Below are 16,171 nucleotides of genomic sequence, written 5' to 3'. Positions count from 1 at the left end.
ATACATGCCACGATACATGACAGTAGAGTCACATCTAAAGATGGACGCTACTATCAAAATTCGAATAAGGCCGTTTAAGTATTCTGTTTGTTTAAGATTTGCTGGGCTGCCTGTTCAACTTGCTGAATGACCGACTGTAATTCATCAAGACGTTTTACAGTTTCTTGAATAAAGCCTTCATCTGCTTTACGACGTTCTTTACGTAAAGAGGAAACAAACTGCTCAAATCCACCGGTTGCTTCTTGTAGAGTAGGTGCACCGACATAGCGGGTTGCACCATATAAACGATGCAGCACATGTTCCAGTTGCGGGAAATCTTCCATTTCAATCAACTGCTGCATTTCAGCAAGTTCTGTAGGGAAACTGTCGACCAGCATTTTAAGTAGATCGATCGCCAGATCTTCTTTATTGGCCGCCAGTTGTAAGCTTTGTTGCCAATCTAAAATGTTTGGATCAAGGGCTTCAATCAGCATGCTTTTATCGACACTCTTAGCCTTTTTAAAAGTTTCTGAGGTCAACTGGGTCAGAATTTGAATAATCTGATCCATTTGAATTGGTTTGGTGACGTAATCATCCATGCCAACCTGCAACAACTTTTGTTTCTCATCGGCCAGAGCATGCGCCGTCAGGGCAATAATCGGCAAGCGTTTACGGTTCTCTAAAGTCGATTCCAGAGAACGGATGGCACGTGTAGTATCAATACCTGACATTACCGGCATTTGAATGTCCATAAATACCACATCAAATGCAGGCAGATCCTGTTCAATCCGGTTTTGAATGATTTCCAGGGCTTCTTGACCGCTTAACGCCTTGGTGGTCTTGACATTGAGTTCACCCAACAGAGCTTCTAAAACAATCAGATTCGGTAAATGATCATCGACAGCGAGGATATGCAGACCTTGTCCATTAAATTCTTGATGTACATCTTGATCGAAAATCGGCTGATTGCTGAGTAGCTGAATTAAGGCGCTACGACTCAACGGTTGATACAGTGGACGCGCGCGATACTCATTCAGCATGTTTGGATCGAGTACCATTTGATAACCGTAAACCGCAATATTGCCATGATAACGGTTACGAATTTCTTTCAGCAAAGCTTTGCCATCGCCGCTATGATCCACGATCAACCAGGTATTTTCATCACTTTCCGAGAATTGATTCAGCTGACTGAATAAATCCAGAATCGAGCTGGTTTCGACATGATGCACACCATAATTTTCAAGATAATGACGCAAGATATTGGCAGTCGCAGGATGGGCTAAATAAGACACCACCTGCATGTTGTTGAAGTGTGGATGAATAATTTCAATTTCGTCATTCACAGTAAACATGGCGGTAAACCAGAAGGTCGAACCTTTTTCAGTCGGTGCACGTTCCTGATTGTCTTCAAAGCCAATTTGACCTTGCATTAAATGCACCAGCTGTTTGGAAATGGCCAAGCCAAGTCCTGTACCACCAAATTGACGGGTTACCGAAGCATCGCCTTGCGAGAAGGATTCAAACAGTTTTTTACGGTCTGTACCACTGAGACCAATCCCGCTGTCCTGCACACTAAAGTGTAATAAACATTGTCCAATATCGTCGTGTTCCATGCGGGCACGGACAATAATTTCACCATCCGGGGTGAATTTAATCGCATTGGAAATAAGATTGGTCAGAATCTGTTTGAAGCGTAGCGCATCACCAATCACTTGTGTCGGTACATTGTCAGCATAATAAAACGCCATATCGATATGCTTTTGAGCCGCTAGTGGGGACAACATATCCATCACATCGAAAATGGCTTCTTCTAGATCAAACGGTGCGGTTTCCAGTTCTAGTTTGCCAGCATCAATTTTCGAGAAATCCAGTACATCGTTAATCAGTGCTAAAAGATGCGCCGATGATTTACGAATGGTTTGCAGATACAGGTTTTGCTCGTTGCTCAAGTTGCCTTGACGCAGCAATAAATGAATAAAGCCATCAATACTATTCAGGGGAGTACGCAATTCATGACTGATATTGGCCAAAAATACCGATTTGGACTGGTTGGCTGAAATCGCTTGGTCACGTGCTTGACGATAGGTAATGTTTTGAACTTCTAATGTATCTAAGGTGCGACGTAAATCATCTTCAGTTTGTTCGGTATGTTCTTTCAGTTCTAAAAAACTGAAGTGCAGGCGTTTGACCACATTGGCAATATCGCGCTGCAACAAACGTAATTCACCGGTACTGTTAATCACCATGTGCTGATCAAGGGTATCAGCATTTAGGCGTTGTAATTGCATACGGATTTCGTACATCGGTGCAATCCAGCGACGCGAATAGAAATTCAGGCACAATAAAAGTAGCAATAAAGTTAGTAAGCCGGTTGCAATCAGCACGACCATGACCCGATAACGCGCAATTTCAAGCGGTTGGTTATCCAGTTCAATGACCAGTCGTGCAGGAGTTCCAGTATGGTCATTAATCTTTAGCGCATAAATATTATTGTTATTATATGGAATAGGGCCGACAAAAGAGGCTGTAGAGTCAATCTTTGGCCAAGGTTCCTGATCCTGAAAACCAATACTTAAACGGTTTCTACCATTTTGATCAATGATGGCGGCACGAATTAAATATTTTTCATTCAGCATGACCTGCATAGCATTGCGTGCCTGATCATATTGCCATGGATAACTATTTAATAAGTCGATTGCTGCTTCTGATGTGAGCTGATAACGGGTCACAATGGCAATTGCCATTTGACGTTGTTGCGCACGTGATGCATTGGAGGTTTCGGATAAAACCAGCAAGGCCCCGACACATGCCAAAATCATAATCGGCACAAAAATCAGTGCAATGAGTTGTCCATAAGCATGATTTAAGTGTAGACGTTTAAATAACTTTTTATTGATATTTGACATGGTTAAAGCAATTTATTTTCTATGCACGGAATATTAGCATGCTTTATTTAAAACTGACTGCGCTTTAATCACTTTCAATAAAAAGCCTGCTAAATGGGTGCAGGGAGGAGCATTTTTTCATACAATAGGCGCACCTCGATATAGGTACAAATAATGAGTAATACCACCCCTGATTTTCAAGCAGACGAATTTTTGTTAGACCACTACGTAGGTAAAACGCCTTTGGTGCGTTTGCAACGTCTGGCAAGTCACACTCAAGCAACAGTATTGGCTAAACTTGAAGGAAATAATCCTGCAGGTTCGGTAAAAGACCGTCCAGCGTATAACATGATTATGCAAGCTGAAAAACGTGGTCAAATTAAACCAGGCGATACGTTAATTGAAGCGACAAGCGGAAATACAGGGATTGCCTTGGCCATGGTTGCAGCAATGCGTGGCTATAAAATGAAACTCATTATGCCTGCAGGTTCAAGTCAGGAACGTAAAGACGCGATGCGTGCTTACGGTGCTGAACTGATTGAATCTTCAAGCATGGAAGAAGCGCGTGATATGGCGCTGCAAATGGAAAAAGAGGGTAAAGGTTTAGTCCTTAACCAATTTGGTAACCCGGACAATGTTGAAGCACATTACCTGACCACCGGTCCTGAAATCTGGCAACAAACTGGTGGTAAAATTACCCATTTCGTCAGTTCCATGGGAACGACAGGCACGATTATGGGGATTTCCAAATACCTGAAAGAACAAAATCCTGATATTCAAATTGTGGGTTTACAACCTTCTGAAGGTTCAAATATTGCAGGTATTCGTCGTTGGCCACAAGAATATCTTCCCACTATTTTTGACCCTAAGCGCGTTGACCGCATTATGGATATTCCGCAAATTGAAGCGGAAAAAATGGCACGTCAATTGGCGCGCAAAGAAGGCATCAGTGCCGGTACGTCTTCCGGTGGCGCTGTTTGGGCTTCAATTCAATTGGCGCAAGAAAACCCGGGTGCAGTGATTGTATGTATCATCTGTGACCGTGGTGACCGTTATCTTTCTACAGGTTTGTTCTCTGTAAAAGATCCTGAATAAATCTGCAATTTTTGTGAGTTAAGATGCGCTTACCTGTTTTAATTTTCGATATAGAAACCTTGACCGATTTAAAATCGGGAGCGCATTTGTATGGTCTAGATTTGCCAGAAGCAGATCTGGAACAGGCGTTGATTAAATTGCGTCGTCAAGAATCCGGTATGGACTTTCAACGCATGGCCTTGCATGAAATTGTCTGTATTTCTGGCCTATGGCTCGATGAGCAAGGCAACATGAAAATGTTCTCGTTTAGCCGGGAGCAGAATACTGAAGCGGAAATTTTAACGAAATTTCTCTCGATTTTTGACAAGCGTCATCCGACTTTAGTCAGTTGGAATGGCTCGCAATTTGATTTGCCGGTAATTCTGTTTCGCGCCATGTATCATGGTTTATCTGCACCAAGTTTATTCGATCAGGGCGAAATTGATCAGCAAAAGCGCTATAATAACTATCAGAATCGTTATCACCATCGTCATGTCGATTTGATGGATGTGATTGCGATGTTCAATGGTCGTCAATTTCAGAAGTTAGATGATGTTGCACATTTACTTGGTTATCCGGGTAAGCGTGGTGATGGAGCCTACCATGTCCCTGAATATGTACGTCAGCAAGAATGGCAAAAACTCACCAGTTATTGCGAAGGTGATGTGCTCAATACCTGGTTGATTTACCTGCGTTGGTCATTATTAAAAGGTCAGCTTTTACTTAATGATTATCGTGATGCAGTTCAGCGCACCATCCAATTTTTATCGACTCAACCGCAACATGCAGAATTTTTAGCAGTATGGCGTGAAACCTCACAACGTACTGAATTTACCGCTACAGACTTTTTATCTCCCACACTCTAGGTATTCATGAAACATAGAACTAAGCCACGTCCAGCTCAACAGCCGATTTACACTTTTCAGGTTGAGTCACTTTCACACGAGGGACGGGGGATAGCGCACTATGGAGCACATCCTGATCATCCAAGTGAGAAGCAGGGTAAAAAAGTATTTATCAGTTATGCCTTGCCTGGCGAGACTGTTAAAGCGCAAATTACCAATGTGGTCAAACGTTTAGAAGAAGCGGACAGTATTGAGCTGTTAAGCGCACCTGCTGCAACACGTATTGAACCGAAATGTCCACATTTTACCGTGTGTGGCGGTTGTAATATGCAGCACATTCAGCAAGATGAACAAATTCGCTTAAAACAGGATGTTCTAAAATCGCATTTAGAACATTTTGCCGGAATTCAACCAGAACAATGGTTAGAACCTTTACGTTCGCAACGTGAAGACTACCGTCGTAAAGCCCGTATTGGAGTACGCTATATTCCAGCTAAAGACAAACTGGTGGTGGGTTTCCGTGAACGTCAAAGTAATAAATTGATTTCCATCGACCGCTGTATGGTGCTTGATCGTGAATTTGGATCGATCTCTGCGCTGAAACAGTTACTCGAAAGTCTAAAAGCCAAAGCCGCCATTGGTCATATAGAATTGGCCATGGGTGATGAAGATATTGCACTGGTGGTCCGTCATACTGAAAAATTATCAGCAGATGATGTCAACCAATTAAAACAGTTTACGTTAAACAAGCAATGGCAATTGTATTTACAACCTGCAGGTAGCGAAAGTTTACACCGTGTCGATGACCCAACTGCTGCAATGCGTTTGCATTATGCTGTGGATGAATTTGATGTGAAATTTGGCTTTAATCCGCTGGATTTTACCCAAGTGAATTCAACGATTAATCCGCAAATGTTGAAGCTGGCATGTGATTTGCTTCAGTTGCAGCAAGGTGAACGCGTTCTAGATTTATTTTGTGGTCTAGGAAACTTTTCTTTACCTCTTGCTCGTTGTGTCGGTGAAACAGGGCAAGTGGTGGCTGTTGAAGGAAGTGAAGAAATGGTTCAACGTGGTGCAGAAAATGCTAAAAATAACGCGATGACTCACGTACATTTTTATTCACAAGACTTAACAAAAGATTTTTCGCATCATTCTTGGGCAAAACAGGGATTTGATGCATTATTGATTGACCCTCCACGCTCCGGTGCAGAGGAGATAATGCATTATGTGCCAAAATTTGGTGCAAAAAGAATCGTTTATGTGTCATGTAATCCTGCAACATTAGCACGCGATGCCGGTGTGTTGGTGAAACATGGCTATCGATTAAAAAAGGCTGGGGTAATGGATATGTTTACTCACACTGGACATGTTGAATCTATTGCCTTATTCGAGAAAAACAAAGAAATAAACGATTTAGAATATGATAAGTAAAGAGGTAGGAGAAGGGTATGGTCACAGTACGTGAACAACTTCCTGGGCGTCTCAATGAGCTGTCTGAGGAAGCGACTGTAGAGCATGCCGAACAAGCTCGACATGATTTGGCGGAATGGCTGGATCGGGTTCGTGGCATATTAGATGACGCAGCGCTTAAACAACTCGAAGAAGTTGCCCATTTAACTTTGCAGAAAGAGTTGCAAACCACGGTTAATCATCGTTCCAATACCTTTTATACCGGTATTGAGATGGCGGATATTTTGGCGCATTTACATGTGGATGAAGATACTTTATCCGCAGCGATGCTGTACCGAAGTGTGCGTGAAGGCGTCATGACGCTTGAAGAAGTTCGTGAACATTTTGGCGAGCAAGTGCATAGTCTGGTCCAAGGAACCCTGGCTATGGGTAAACTTTCTGAACTGATTGAGAAGAACAAGCGTCTAGAAGACCATTTTAATAATAATCAAAGAGAGCATTTAAGCGGCATTTATAAAATGCTGATTTCTGTGACCGAAGATGTTCGTGTGGTATTGATCAAGCTTGCAGAGCGTACCTATGCTTTGCGGGAATTGACCCAAGCCTCACGCGAGCGTCAAGAACGTGTTGCTCGAGAAATTCTGACCATTTACTCACCCTTGGCGCACCGTTTAGGGATTGCGCAGTTAAAGTGGGAACTTGAAGATTTAGCTTTTCGTTATTTAGCCCCAGAACGCTATAAAGAAATTGCAACGTTACTGAATGAAAAACGTTTGGAGCGCGAGCAATATATTCAGTTTGTCATTGATAAACTGAAAAATGAACTGGCGAGCTACGGTATTGAAGCCGAGATTAGCGGACGGGTTAAACACATTTATTCGATTTATCGAAAAATGAAAAGTAAGAACCTGAGTTTTGATCAGCTTTACGATATTCGCGCGGTTCGGGTGTTGGTAAAAAACGTACCTGAGTGTTATCACTCACTGGGAATTGTGCATCAAATTTGGCGTCATATTCCGCATCAATTTGATGATTACATTACCAATCCTAAAGCCAATGGCTATCGTTCCTTGCACACTGCGGTCATTGCAGAGAACAAGTCACTTGAAGTGCAAATCCGGACCAAGGATATGCATAAAGAGGCAGAGCTTGGGGTATGTTCGCACTTCAATTATAAAGAAGGCGCAAAAAATACCGATCATTCTTTTAATCATCGTTTACATTCATTGCGTGCAGTACTTGAGCATTATCAAGAACGTAATGATTCCAGCGCGCATAAATCAGATGATGATTCCGAGAATTTTGAACACGTTCAAGATTTCGAAGGATTTGAAAAGATCTATGTGTTTAGCCGTGATGGGGACATTAAAGAGTTACCACGTGGTTCAACTGTTTTAGACTTTGCCTATCATGTGCATACTGAAGTGGGGAACAAGTGTTATGCAGCGCGGGTCAACCAGCGCTATGTGCCTTTAACCTATACTTTAAAAACCGGTGAACAGGTTGAGATTTTAACCAAAAAAGATCGCGAGCCGAATCGTGACTGGTTGGTAAACTCGCTTGGTTATATTAAGACCTCCCGTGCACGCGACAAATTGCGTCACTGGTTTAGACAGCAAGACCGCAGTAAAAACCTGGAAGTTGGCCGTGAAATTCTAAATAAAGAACTTTTACGTTTGGCGATTCATCCAAAAAGCATTGATTTAAATGATTATTGCAATCACTTCAATGTCAAGTTGGGTGAGGACATTCTGATTGGTTTGGTGAATGGTGATATTAGTCTGCATGCCTTGATCAATCAGGTCAATCGTCATATGCATATCGGTCAAGATGAACCTGAATTGGTACTCAAGCCGACATTAAATCCGCGTGCAAGTCATACCTTGTCTGCGCATGGCATTTTAATTGACGGTTTGGACAATGTGGAATTGCATATTGCGCAATGCTGTCAGCCGGTACATGGCGAATCAATTGGTGGGTATATCACGCTGAATCGTGGCGTCAGTATTCACAAGGTTGTGTGTTCGGATTATATCCGGATGATTTCACAAGAACCTGAGCGTGCGGTTGAAGCAGATTGGGAAATGCAGCCAACCCGTGGCCAAAGTGTGCAGATTGTAGTGGAAGCATACGACCGCCGTGGTTTGTTAAAAGACTTAACTCAAGTGATTTTTTCAGATCAAATCAATATTCGTCAGGTGAATACCATTTCAGAAACAGATGGTATTGCCAATATGAAGTTGCTAATTGAAGTGAAAGGCTTGGCACAGTTATCACGCTTGTTGGCACGTTTAGAGCAACAACCGGGGATTATTAGCGCACGTCGTTTGGTACAAGGTAATTAATCCAAACCTGTAAATTACTACCGAAAAACCAGCAACTTGTGTTGCTGGTTTTTTTATGCAAGGAAAAAATGACTATGCGACTTAGACTTAAAATGTATAAATAAATCAAGGTAATACATTTATGTTATTGAAAGTATAAAGGATATTTTTTTGTGTAATTTTTATGACAAATGCTATAATCCGGCGAATAAAATGGCCCCCAAGCTAAACTATTATTAGGGTATGGAAAAATTCGGCAATGATTCAAATAAATGTATCACCACTATATATGAGTCGTGCCGAAGAGACCGTTCCTGCCTTAGAACAGATTCCTGCCATGCAGCGTAGACGATTATCCGGAATTGCAAAATTGGCTTTAAATAGTGCGATTCAATCGCTGAATGCAGAATCGGTGGACTATATTGTTTGGGCATCACAATATGGTGATGAACATAAAACGCTGAAAATTCTGGCAGATGTTCTACAAGATCAAACTCCATCGCCGACGCAATTTTCGACCTCTGTGCATAATGCCATTGCCGGGCTGTATTCGATTTTATGTCAGGATGCGACACCATCGACCAGTTTGGCAGCATCATGGAGTGAAGCACTGATTGAAGCCTATGCTTGGCTGAAAACTACACCAAAACCCAATGCACGCGTGCTGGTGGTTTATTACGATGAAGCTTTACCTGAAATTTATCAGGAATTTCAGCCCTTCAGTGGTTTTGCCATGTCGGCAATCATTAGTTTAGAGGCGCCAAATCTGCAACTGGATGTAAACGCATTAACACATCATCGCCATAAATATTTAGATGCACAAAAATTTTATGATTTTTGGCAGCAATCTGAACAGAATCAGGAGCATCTTCCGACTCAGGCATGGCAAAAATGTTAAAACGCGATCAAATTAAACAAAAAGCCAATTATCTGTGGCGTGTTGGCGCCACGGGTTTTAGTTTTGCCAGTTTCGGGATCGGTGGTGTTGCGATTGGTGGTTTGATTGCACCATTGGTCAATCTATCCACCCAGAATCCGAGCTTGCGTCAGCAGCGCACGCAAAAAGTGATTAAGCATAGTTTCAAGGGCTTTACCGAAATGATGGTCAAGCTTGGAATTATGACCTATGACATTGAAGGTCTGGAAAAATTACAGCAGAGTAGGCAGGAACTGGTCATTGCCAACCATCCTACACTGGTTGATGTGGTGGTGCTGATTGGTCTGATGGAACAAGCCAACTGTGTGGTGAAGCAAACCTTGTGGTCAAATCCATTTACCAAAGGCCCCGTGCAAAGTGCCGGTTATATTTTAAATGCAGGTTCTGAACAGTTTATTCAGGACTGCGTTGCAAAATTAACGACCGATCAAGCTGCATCTTTGCTGATTTTCCCTGAAGGAACACGTACGGCAAAAGGCGAGCTGCTGAATGAGTTTCAGCGCGGGGCTGCCAATATTGCGATTCGTGCCAATGTGCCGATTCGTCCAGTTCTGATTACCTGTACGCCTTCAACCTTAACCAAGAATGAAAAGTGGTATCACGTTCCTTCACGGCCATTTCATATTCATGTGAAGGTGCTGGATGCCATTCATGTCGATGATCTTATAGATGATGCAACGGTTAGTCCGAAAAATGTGCGTCATCTGAATCATCAATTACACCAGTTTTTTAACCAAGAGTTATCTGAAAAATGAGCAATCTTGCTGATGAATTAAAGCAAATGATTATCGATGTTCTGGCCCTTGAGGACATCAGCATAGATGATATTGAAACCGAAGCACCTTTATTTGGTGATGGCTTGGGTCTAGATTCCATTGATGCCTTGGAACTAGGTTTAGCGCTGAAAAAACGTTACAACATTCATTTGAATGCTGAATCGGCAGAAACTAAACAACATTTTAAATCAATTCAAAGCTTGGTGGCTTTGGTTGAAGCACAGCAAAAGGCGTAAGAGGTTGTATGTTAACTCAGGAACAAGTACTTGAAAAATTAAGAGAATGGATGGAAGATCTGTTCGAAATTACACCTGAAGATGTTCAGCTGGATGCGAATTTAGCCAATGATTTGGATGTAGACAGTATTGATGCGATTGATCTTGTGGTCAAAATTAAAGAACTGACCGGCAAGCAAGTAAATCCTGAAGACTTTAAAAGTGTACGCACAGTGCAGGATGTTGTGACAGTTATTCAGAATATGTCTGCTGCATGAAATTGATCTTCAAAGGGATAGTGGTAATCGGCTTGATTCTCTATCCTTTTTTAGTGGGTTATAGCTTGGCACATGGGCAGTATATCTGGGTCAGCAGTTTGCTGATTGTACTGGGTGTATTGCGTCTATTTAGCAAGGGTAATACCTTACTGTGGCCTTTAACCGGGTTTGCCATTTTATGTGGCAGCTTGAGTTTGATTTTAAAAGATCATGCCTGGCTGAAACTGTATCCGGTATTTATGAGTGTCGGTGCGCTCAGCATTTTTGCCTCTACTTTAATTAAACCACCTTCCATGATTGAGCGTTTTGCCCGATTGGCAGAACCGAATTTACCCGAAGCCGGGGTGATCTGGACCCGTAAAGTCACCATCGTGTGGTGTGGTTTTTTTGTGCTGAATGCCCTGATTGCGTTGGCGACCGTGTTGTTTGCTCCGATGCAGGTTTGGGTGCTGTATAACGGTTTTATTTCCTATGTACTGATGGGACTATTACTATTGGGCGAATTTATATTGCGTAAGCGACAGCAGCGCTTAAATCAACTTCAGGAATAAAACAGATTATTATGTTGTGTCATTTTCAAAATCATCTTCATTCACTGAAAGCGCTGTGTATTCAGCCTGATTTAAGCCAAATCTGTTTTCAGAATTTCTGGCAGGATGTGATACAGCAAAGTCATGAAATTCAGTCGTTGCCACATGATAGCTGGGCTTTATGGGAATCTGACAGTTACCAATTTTTAGTGTTGTTGTTTGCGGCACTTTTAGCAAAAAAACAGGTGTTATTTCCTCCCAATCGTGTCAGTGATTTAGAAAAAGAACTGGCTGAACAAAACATTTATTTTTTACAGCGTCAGCCTGTATCTATGACCCAAAACCAGCCGATTGAACTGAATCTGGATGATGCTTTTTTGAATCAGACACAAATCTATTTTTATACTTCCGGTTCAACCGGGCAGCCAAAGAAAATTCCTCGTACCTTGCGTCAATTGCTGAATGAAGTGCAGGGACTGGATGCCAGTTTTCAGTTACCTGAACAGGCGATTGCCATTGCCACGGTCAGTCATCAGCATATTTATGGCTTGCTGTTTAAGTTATTATGGCCACTCGCAAGTGGTCGCTGTTTTTATCAAGCGCAGTTGGTTTTCCCGGAAGATGTGGCCGATATTCAAAAAAAATTAGCCGCTTTCAAGATAGATAATTATGTGATTTCCAGTCCCGCCTTATTAAAACGCTGGACTCAGGATGTCTTGTTGCAAGATTGCCTAACCGTATATTCATCCGGTGGAAAACTGGAATCTGGTGTACGACCTTATTTGAACCGACCCATTACCGAAGTTTTTGGTAGTTCGGAAACTGGTGGGATCGCGCATCGACAACAGGATAATGCCTTATGGATACCCTTTGCCAATGTCGATATCCAGGCCGGTGAGCAACAGGAACTGGAAGTTAGAACCAATCATGCTTTTAGTGAAGACTGGATTTTCACGGGCGATAAAGTTGAAGTGATTGATGCCGCAAATCCAAAAAGTCCATTCCGTTTATTAGGACGACTAGACCGGATTGTCAAACTGGAAGAGAAACGCCTGAGTCTGGATGCGATTGAACAGAAGATTGTCGAGCTGGATGAGATTGTGCAATGTCATGTATTGATTCTGGAACGGGAACATCGTCAGATTTTAGCCTGCGTTGCGGTATTGTCGGAGCAAGCCAGACAACTACTGCAAAGTATGAACAAAGCCCAATATGTTGCAGCCTTAAAAGCGCAATTGAAAGCCAAGCTGGAAAGCATCGCCATCCCAAGACAGTGGCGGTTTTTGACACAATTACCGCAAAATGCCCAATCTAAGCTGAATAAACAATACATGAAATCCTTATTTCAACCTATGTTATTGCCTATTGTATTGGAACAACAAAATGAGTCAGATCAGGCACTATATCGTCTAGAGTTTTCTCCCGAACTGGAATGCTTTAAAGGGCATTTTCCAGATTATCCAATTTTCCCCGGTGTGGGACAGATTGGATTTATTCAGCATTTTTCCCGTCAAAGCTGGGCAGACCTTGAGTGGTGTAATGGTTTTGAACAGCTCAAGTTTCAAGATTTGATCCAGCCTTATATGGTGTTACAGCTGAAATTGTCGAGAAAACTGCATAAAGTGAGTTTTGTATTAAGTCATGCAGATCAGACACTGGCATCTGGACGTTTGTTGTTTAAAACACAAACTGAACAGGCTTAGAAGAGGATGTATATGCAGCATTGTTTTGTGATTCCAGTTTATAACCATCCGCATTATATTGAGGCCTTGGTTGCTCATTTGGATCAGTTTCAGATGCCCATTATTCTGGTGAATGATGGCAGTGATGCCGCGTGTACAGCACTTTTACATGACATTGCAGCACAACATCCATTGGTCGAGCTGGTTGAGCATAGCCATAATCAGGGCAAAGGACAGGCCGTGATTACAGGTTTACGTCATGCCCATGCTCTGGGTTTTAGTCATGCCTTGCAGCTCGATTCTGACGGTCAGCACGACTGGCAGGATGTGGCAAAATTTTTAGAAATATCTAGACAAAATCCGGAAGCGATGGTCATCGGTCAGCCGATCTTTGATGAATCGGTTCCTAAAAAACGGCTTTATGGTCGTTATGCCACCCATATCTGGGTATGGATTAACAGCCTGTCTTTTGACATTAAAGACAGTATGTGCGGTTTCCGTGTTTATCCTCTAGCCAGTACGATTCAGGTATTGGATTCAGCAAAATTTCAGCCGCGTATGGGCTTTGATAGTGAAATTTTGGTGCGTTTAAAATGGGCAGATGTGCCTTTTATTAATGTGCCGACCAAAGTAGTTTACCCTGAAAATGGTATTTCGCATTTCAATCTATGGCGTGACAACATGGGCATGAGTCAGGCACATCTGCGTTTATTTGGTGGAATGCTGCGGCGTTTGCCTAAATTGCTGTCACAGAAAGTAAAAGGTTAATTGAGTGGCTGAGCTGAACCCAACGCAATGGAATGACATTAGAGAACGGGGTGGGATGTTTTCACTGACTTTGGTGTTAGCTTTCTATCGTTTAGGTGGTCGCTGGCTTTGCCGTGTATTGATGTATTTTATCATTCTGTGGTTCTGGATTTTTTCAGGCACTGCACGTCAGGCTTCACAACTCTATTTAACCAAGTTGCATCATTTTGCAGGACCGAATTCCCCGTTTAAAAGCTCACCGGGTTTAAGTCATAGTTATATGCATTTAATGCAATTTGGCGAATGTATTCTGGACAAAATTGAAGGCTGGCTCGGTAAAATTCCGGAACAGCAACTGATTTTACAGGGCCATGAACATTTGCGTAACCATTATCAAAAGGGTGCGGTGATTGTGGTGTCGCATTTTGGCAATATTGAATTGCTGCGGGCGATTAAGTCGGAACATCCACAAAAAATTAATGTCTTGGTCTATCAAAAGCATGCCACCAAATTTAACCAGTTTCTAAAAAAGCTCAATGATCAAGCCGATGTCAATCTGGTTTCGGTAGATGAATTGGGTATTGAAACCGCGCTGATCCTGCAAGAAAAACTTGATCAGGGTGAATGGGTCATTGTTGCAGCAGATCGCGTTCCGATTCAATCGGATCGGGTACAGCCGATTTCATTTTTGGGTGAGGAAGCAAACTGGCCGCAAGGAGCGTGGATTTTAGCGAGCTTGCTGAAAGTGCCGGTATTTGCAGTGTTTTGTTATCGCGTTGCAAATAATTTTGAAGTGCATATTCACGCGATTGCCGAGCAACTGAATTTTCCTCGAAAAAACCGCCTGCAAGCTATTCAAAACATCACACGCCAATATGTCAGCCTACTTGAGCAGCACTGTATTCGTGCGCCATATCAATGGTTTAACTTCTATAATTTCTGGAACAAAGATTAATGCAAGTGTTAGTTGTTGGGGAAACACCACTCTCGATTGAAGATGTGGTTGCGGTTGCACGTCAGGAAAAATCAGTGGCTTTGCCCGCATCTATCGAATGGCGTGATTTAATTCAACGCGGTGCAGATTTTCTGGATCAACTGTTACAAGACGAAGGCGTGATTTATGGCGTGACCACAGGCTATGGAGATTCCTGTCTGGTGGAAATTCCAGCCCATCAAGTCAATGAACTGCCTTTGCATTTATCCCGTTTTCATGGCTGTGGCTTAGGGCAGAATCTGGATTTAATCACGGCGCGTGCTGTGGTGGTGACACGTCTATGTTCGCTGGCACGCGGTTATTCAGGCGTTTCGCATGCCTTGCTTGAACGTCTGGTGTGGATGCTGAATGAAAATGTCATCCCGGTGATTCCTTCGGAAGGTTCAGTCGGGGCGAGTGGTGATTTAACTCCATTGTCCTATATTGCTGGGGCTTTGGTTGGTGAACGTGATGTTTATTACCAAGGTCAAATTGCTCCGGTAAGTAGCGTATATGCAGAAAAAGGCATGCAGCCTTTGGTGTTACGTCCTAAAGAGGGACTGGCATTGATGAATGGTACTGCTGTGATGACTGCAATAGCCTGTTTAAATTATAAAAAAGCCGAACAAATCAGTTTAGCCAGCACCTGCATTACCGCACTGAATGTTCTCGCTTTAGAAGGCAATCCGAGCCATTTTGATGAAGTGTTGTTTGCCCAAAAGCCCCATCCGGGTCAGCAAAATATTGCCGCGCAATTGCGTGATTGGCTGAACAGTGAAGTGCAAACTGAACATCAAAGTTCACGCTTACAAGACCGTTATTCCTTACGCTGTGCGCCACATATTATTGGCGTATTGGAAGATTCTAAACCGTGGTTACGCCAGTTTATTGAAAATGAATTGAACTCCAGTAATGACAATCCGCTGATTGATCCGGTCAATTTACGCGTGTTGCACGGTGGTCACTTCTATGGCGGACATATTGCCCAAGCCATGGACAGTCTGAAAATCATGATTGCCAATATTGCCGATTTAATGGATCGCCAATTTGCACAGCTTGTTGACTATAAAATGAATAATGGTTTGCCACGTAATCTGACCGGGGCAACAGCAGAACGTTTACCGCTGAATCATGGCTTTAAAGCCGTACAAATTGGTGTGTCGGCATGGACGGCAGAAGCCTTAAAACAAACCTTATCGGCTTCAATTTTTTCCCGTTCGACCGAATGTCATAACCAGGACAAGGTCAGTATGGGAACCATTGCAGCTCGCGATGCCAGCCGTGTGATTGTATTGACTGAGCAGGTGATTGCAGCACTGTGCTGTGCCAGTGTCCAAGCCATTCACTTAAAAGGTTTAGATGGCCAACTGGCTGAAGTGTTGGCTGCATTTAAGGTCTGGGTGTTGCAAACATTTGACTACGTGGTGGAAGATCGACCATTGCAACACGAGTTGCAGCAGCTGGTGGATCGTTTCGAAAATCTAGAATTATTAAGCAGTGACCTTGTTCGCTAAAC

At 42.7% G+C, this 16,171-nt stretch carries 14 protein-coding genes; 13 read left to right on the top strand and 1 reads right to left on the bottom strand.

Annotated elements, in window-relative coordinates; genetic code table 11:
• Positions 1-74: 74 nt before the first annotated feature.
• On the bottom strand, positions 75-2,885 hold the full coding sequence (locus HLH14_RS07575) for a GacS-like sensor histidine kinase (RefSeq protein ID WP_171532856.1): 2,811 nt from the start codon (positions 2,883-2,885) through the stop codon (positions 75-77).
• Between the two features lie 153 nt (positions 2,886-3,038).
• Here HLH14_RS07575 and cysM point away from each other — a divergent pair, with 153 nt between their 5' ends.
• The 13 genes from cysM to HLH14_RS07510 all read left to right on the top strand — a co-directional run bounded on the left by cysM (position 3,039) and on the right by HLH14_RS07510 (position 16,169).
• Positions 3,039-3,959, top strand: coding sequence for a cysteine synthase CysM (gene cysM, locus HLH14_RS07570; protein WP_067722994.1), 921 nt, complete (start codon positions 3,039-3,041; stop codon positions 3,957-3,959).
• 23 nt (positions 3,960-3,982) lie between these two features.
• Positions 3,983-4,804 (top strand): 3'-5' exonuclease, encoded by an 822-nt coding sequence (locus tag HLH14_RS07565; protein WP_171532855.1) that lies wholly within the window; start codon positions 3,983-3,985, stop codon positions 4,802-4,804.
• 6 nt (positions 4,805-4,810) lie between these two features.
• Positions 4,811-6,214, top strand: a complete 1,404-nt coding sequence (gene rlmD, locus HLH14_RS07560) for a 23S rRNA (uracil(1939)-C(5))-methyltransferase RlmD (protein ID WP_171532854.1) — start codon at positions 4,811-4,813, stop codon at positions 6,212-6,214.
• 17 nt (positions 6,215-6,231) lie between these two features.
• Positions 6,232-8,538: a RelA/SpoT family protein gene (locus tag HLH14_RS07555; protein ID WP_171532853.1), complete on the top strand. Its 2,307-nt coding sequence runs from the start codon at positions 6,232-6,234 to the stop codon at positions 8,536-8,538.
• 238 nt (positions 8,539-8,776) lie between these two features.
• Positions 8,777-9,415, top strand: a complete 639-nt coding sequence (locus tag HLH14_RS07550; RefSeq protein ID WP_171532852.1) for a beta-ketoacyl synthase chain length factor — start codon at positions 8,777-8,779, stop codon at positions 9,413-9,415.
• Positions 9,400-10,209 carry a lysophospholipid acyltransferase family protein gene (locus HLH14_RS07545; protein ID WP_171532851.1) on the top strand — a complete coding sequence of 270 codons (810 nt, stop codon included), beginning with the start codon at positions 9,400-9,402 and terminating at the stop codon, positions 10,207-10,209. Before HLH14_RS07550 ends, HLH14_RS07545 begins: the two co-directional genes overlap by 16 nt.
• Positions 10,206-10,466, top strand: a complete 261-nt coding sequence (locus tag HLH14_RS07540; protein WP_067722984.1) for a phosphopantetheine-binding protein — start codon at positions 10,206-10,208, stop codon at positions 10,464-10,466. Before HLH14_RS07545 ends, HLH14_RS07540 begins: the two co-directional genes overlap by 4 nt.
• Positions 10,467-10,474: 8 nt before the next feature.
• The gene (locus tag HLH14_RS07535; protein WP_086194052.1) at positions 10,475-10,723 is read left to right on the top strand and encodes an acyl carrier protein; all 249 of its coding nucleotides are present in this window, start codon (positions 10,475-10,477) and stop codon (positions 10,721-10,723) included.
• Entirely contained in the window at positions 10,720-11,274 is a 555-nt protein-coding gene (locus HLH14_RS07530; protein ID WP_171532850.1) for a COG4648 family protein, read from the top strand. The genes HLH14_RS07535 and HLH14_RS07530 overlap by 4 nt, the downstream gene beginning before the upstream one ends.
• Before the next feature lie 11 nt (positions 11,275-11,285).
• A complete protein-coding gene (locus tag HLH14_RS07525) occupies positions 11,286-12,956 on the top strand; it encodes an AMP-binding protein (RefSeq protein ID WP_171532849.1) in 1,671 nt (556 codons plus the stop codon).
• Positions 12,957-12,968: 12 nt separating this feature from the next.
• Positions 12,969-13,703, top strand: coding sequence for a glycosyltransferase family 2 protein (locus tag HLH14_RS07520; RefSeq protein ID WP_378321029.1), 735 nt, complete (start codon positions 12,969-12,971; stop codon positions 13,701-13,703).
• A gap of 55 nt (positions 13,704-13,758) precedes the next feature.
• Positions 13,759-14,637: an LpxL/LpxP family acyltransferase gene (locus HLH14_RS07515; RefSeq protein ID WP_171532869.1), complete on the top strand. Its 879-nt coding sequence runs from the start codon at positions 13,759-13,761 to the stop codon at positions 14,635-14,637.
• Positions 14,637-16,169 carry an HAL/PAL/TAL family ammonia-lyase gene (locus HLH14_RS07510; RefSeq protein WP_171532847.1) on the top strand — a complete coding sequence of 511 codons (1,533 nt, stop codon included), beginning with the start codon at positions 14,637-14,639 and terminating at the stop codon, positions 16,167-16,169. The genes HLH14_RS07515 and HLH14_RS07510 overlap by 1 nt, the downstream gene beginning before the upstream one ends.
• Positions 16,170-16,171: the final 2 nt, after the last annotated feature.

The organism is Acinetobacter terrae, from assembly GCF_013004375.1.
GTDB classification, from domain to species: Bacteria; Pseudomonadota; Gammaproteobacteria; order Pseudomonadales; family Moraxellaceae; genus Acinetobacter; species Acinetobacter terrae.
Note: the sequence above shows the minus strand (reverse complement) of the source record. Positions and strands in the feature narration are given on the sequence as shown.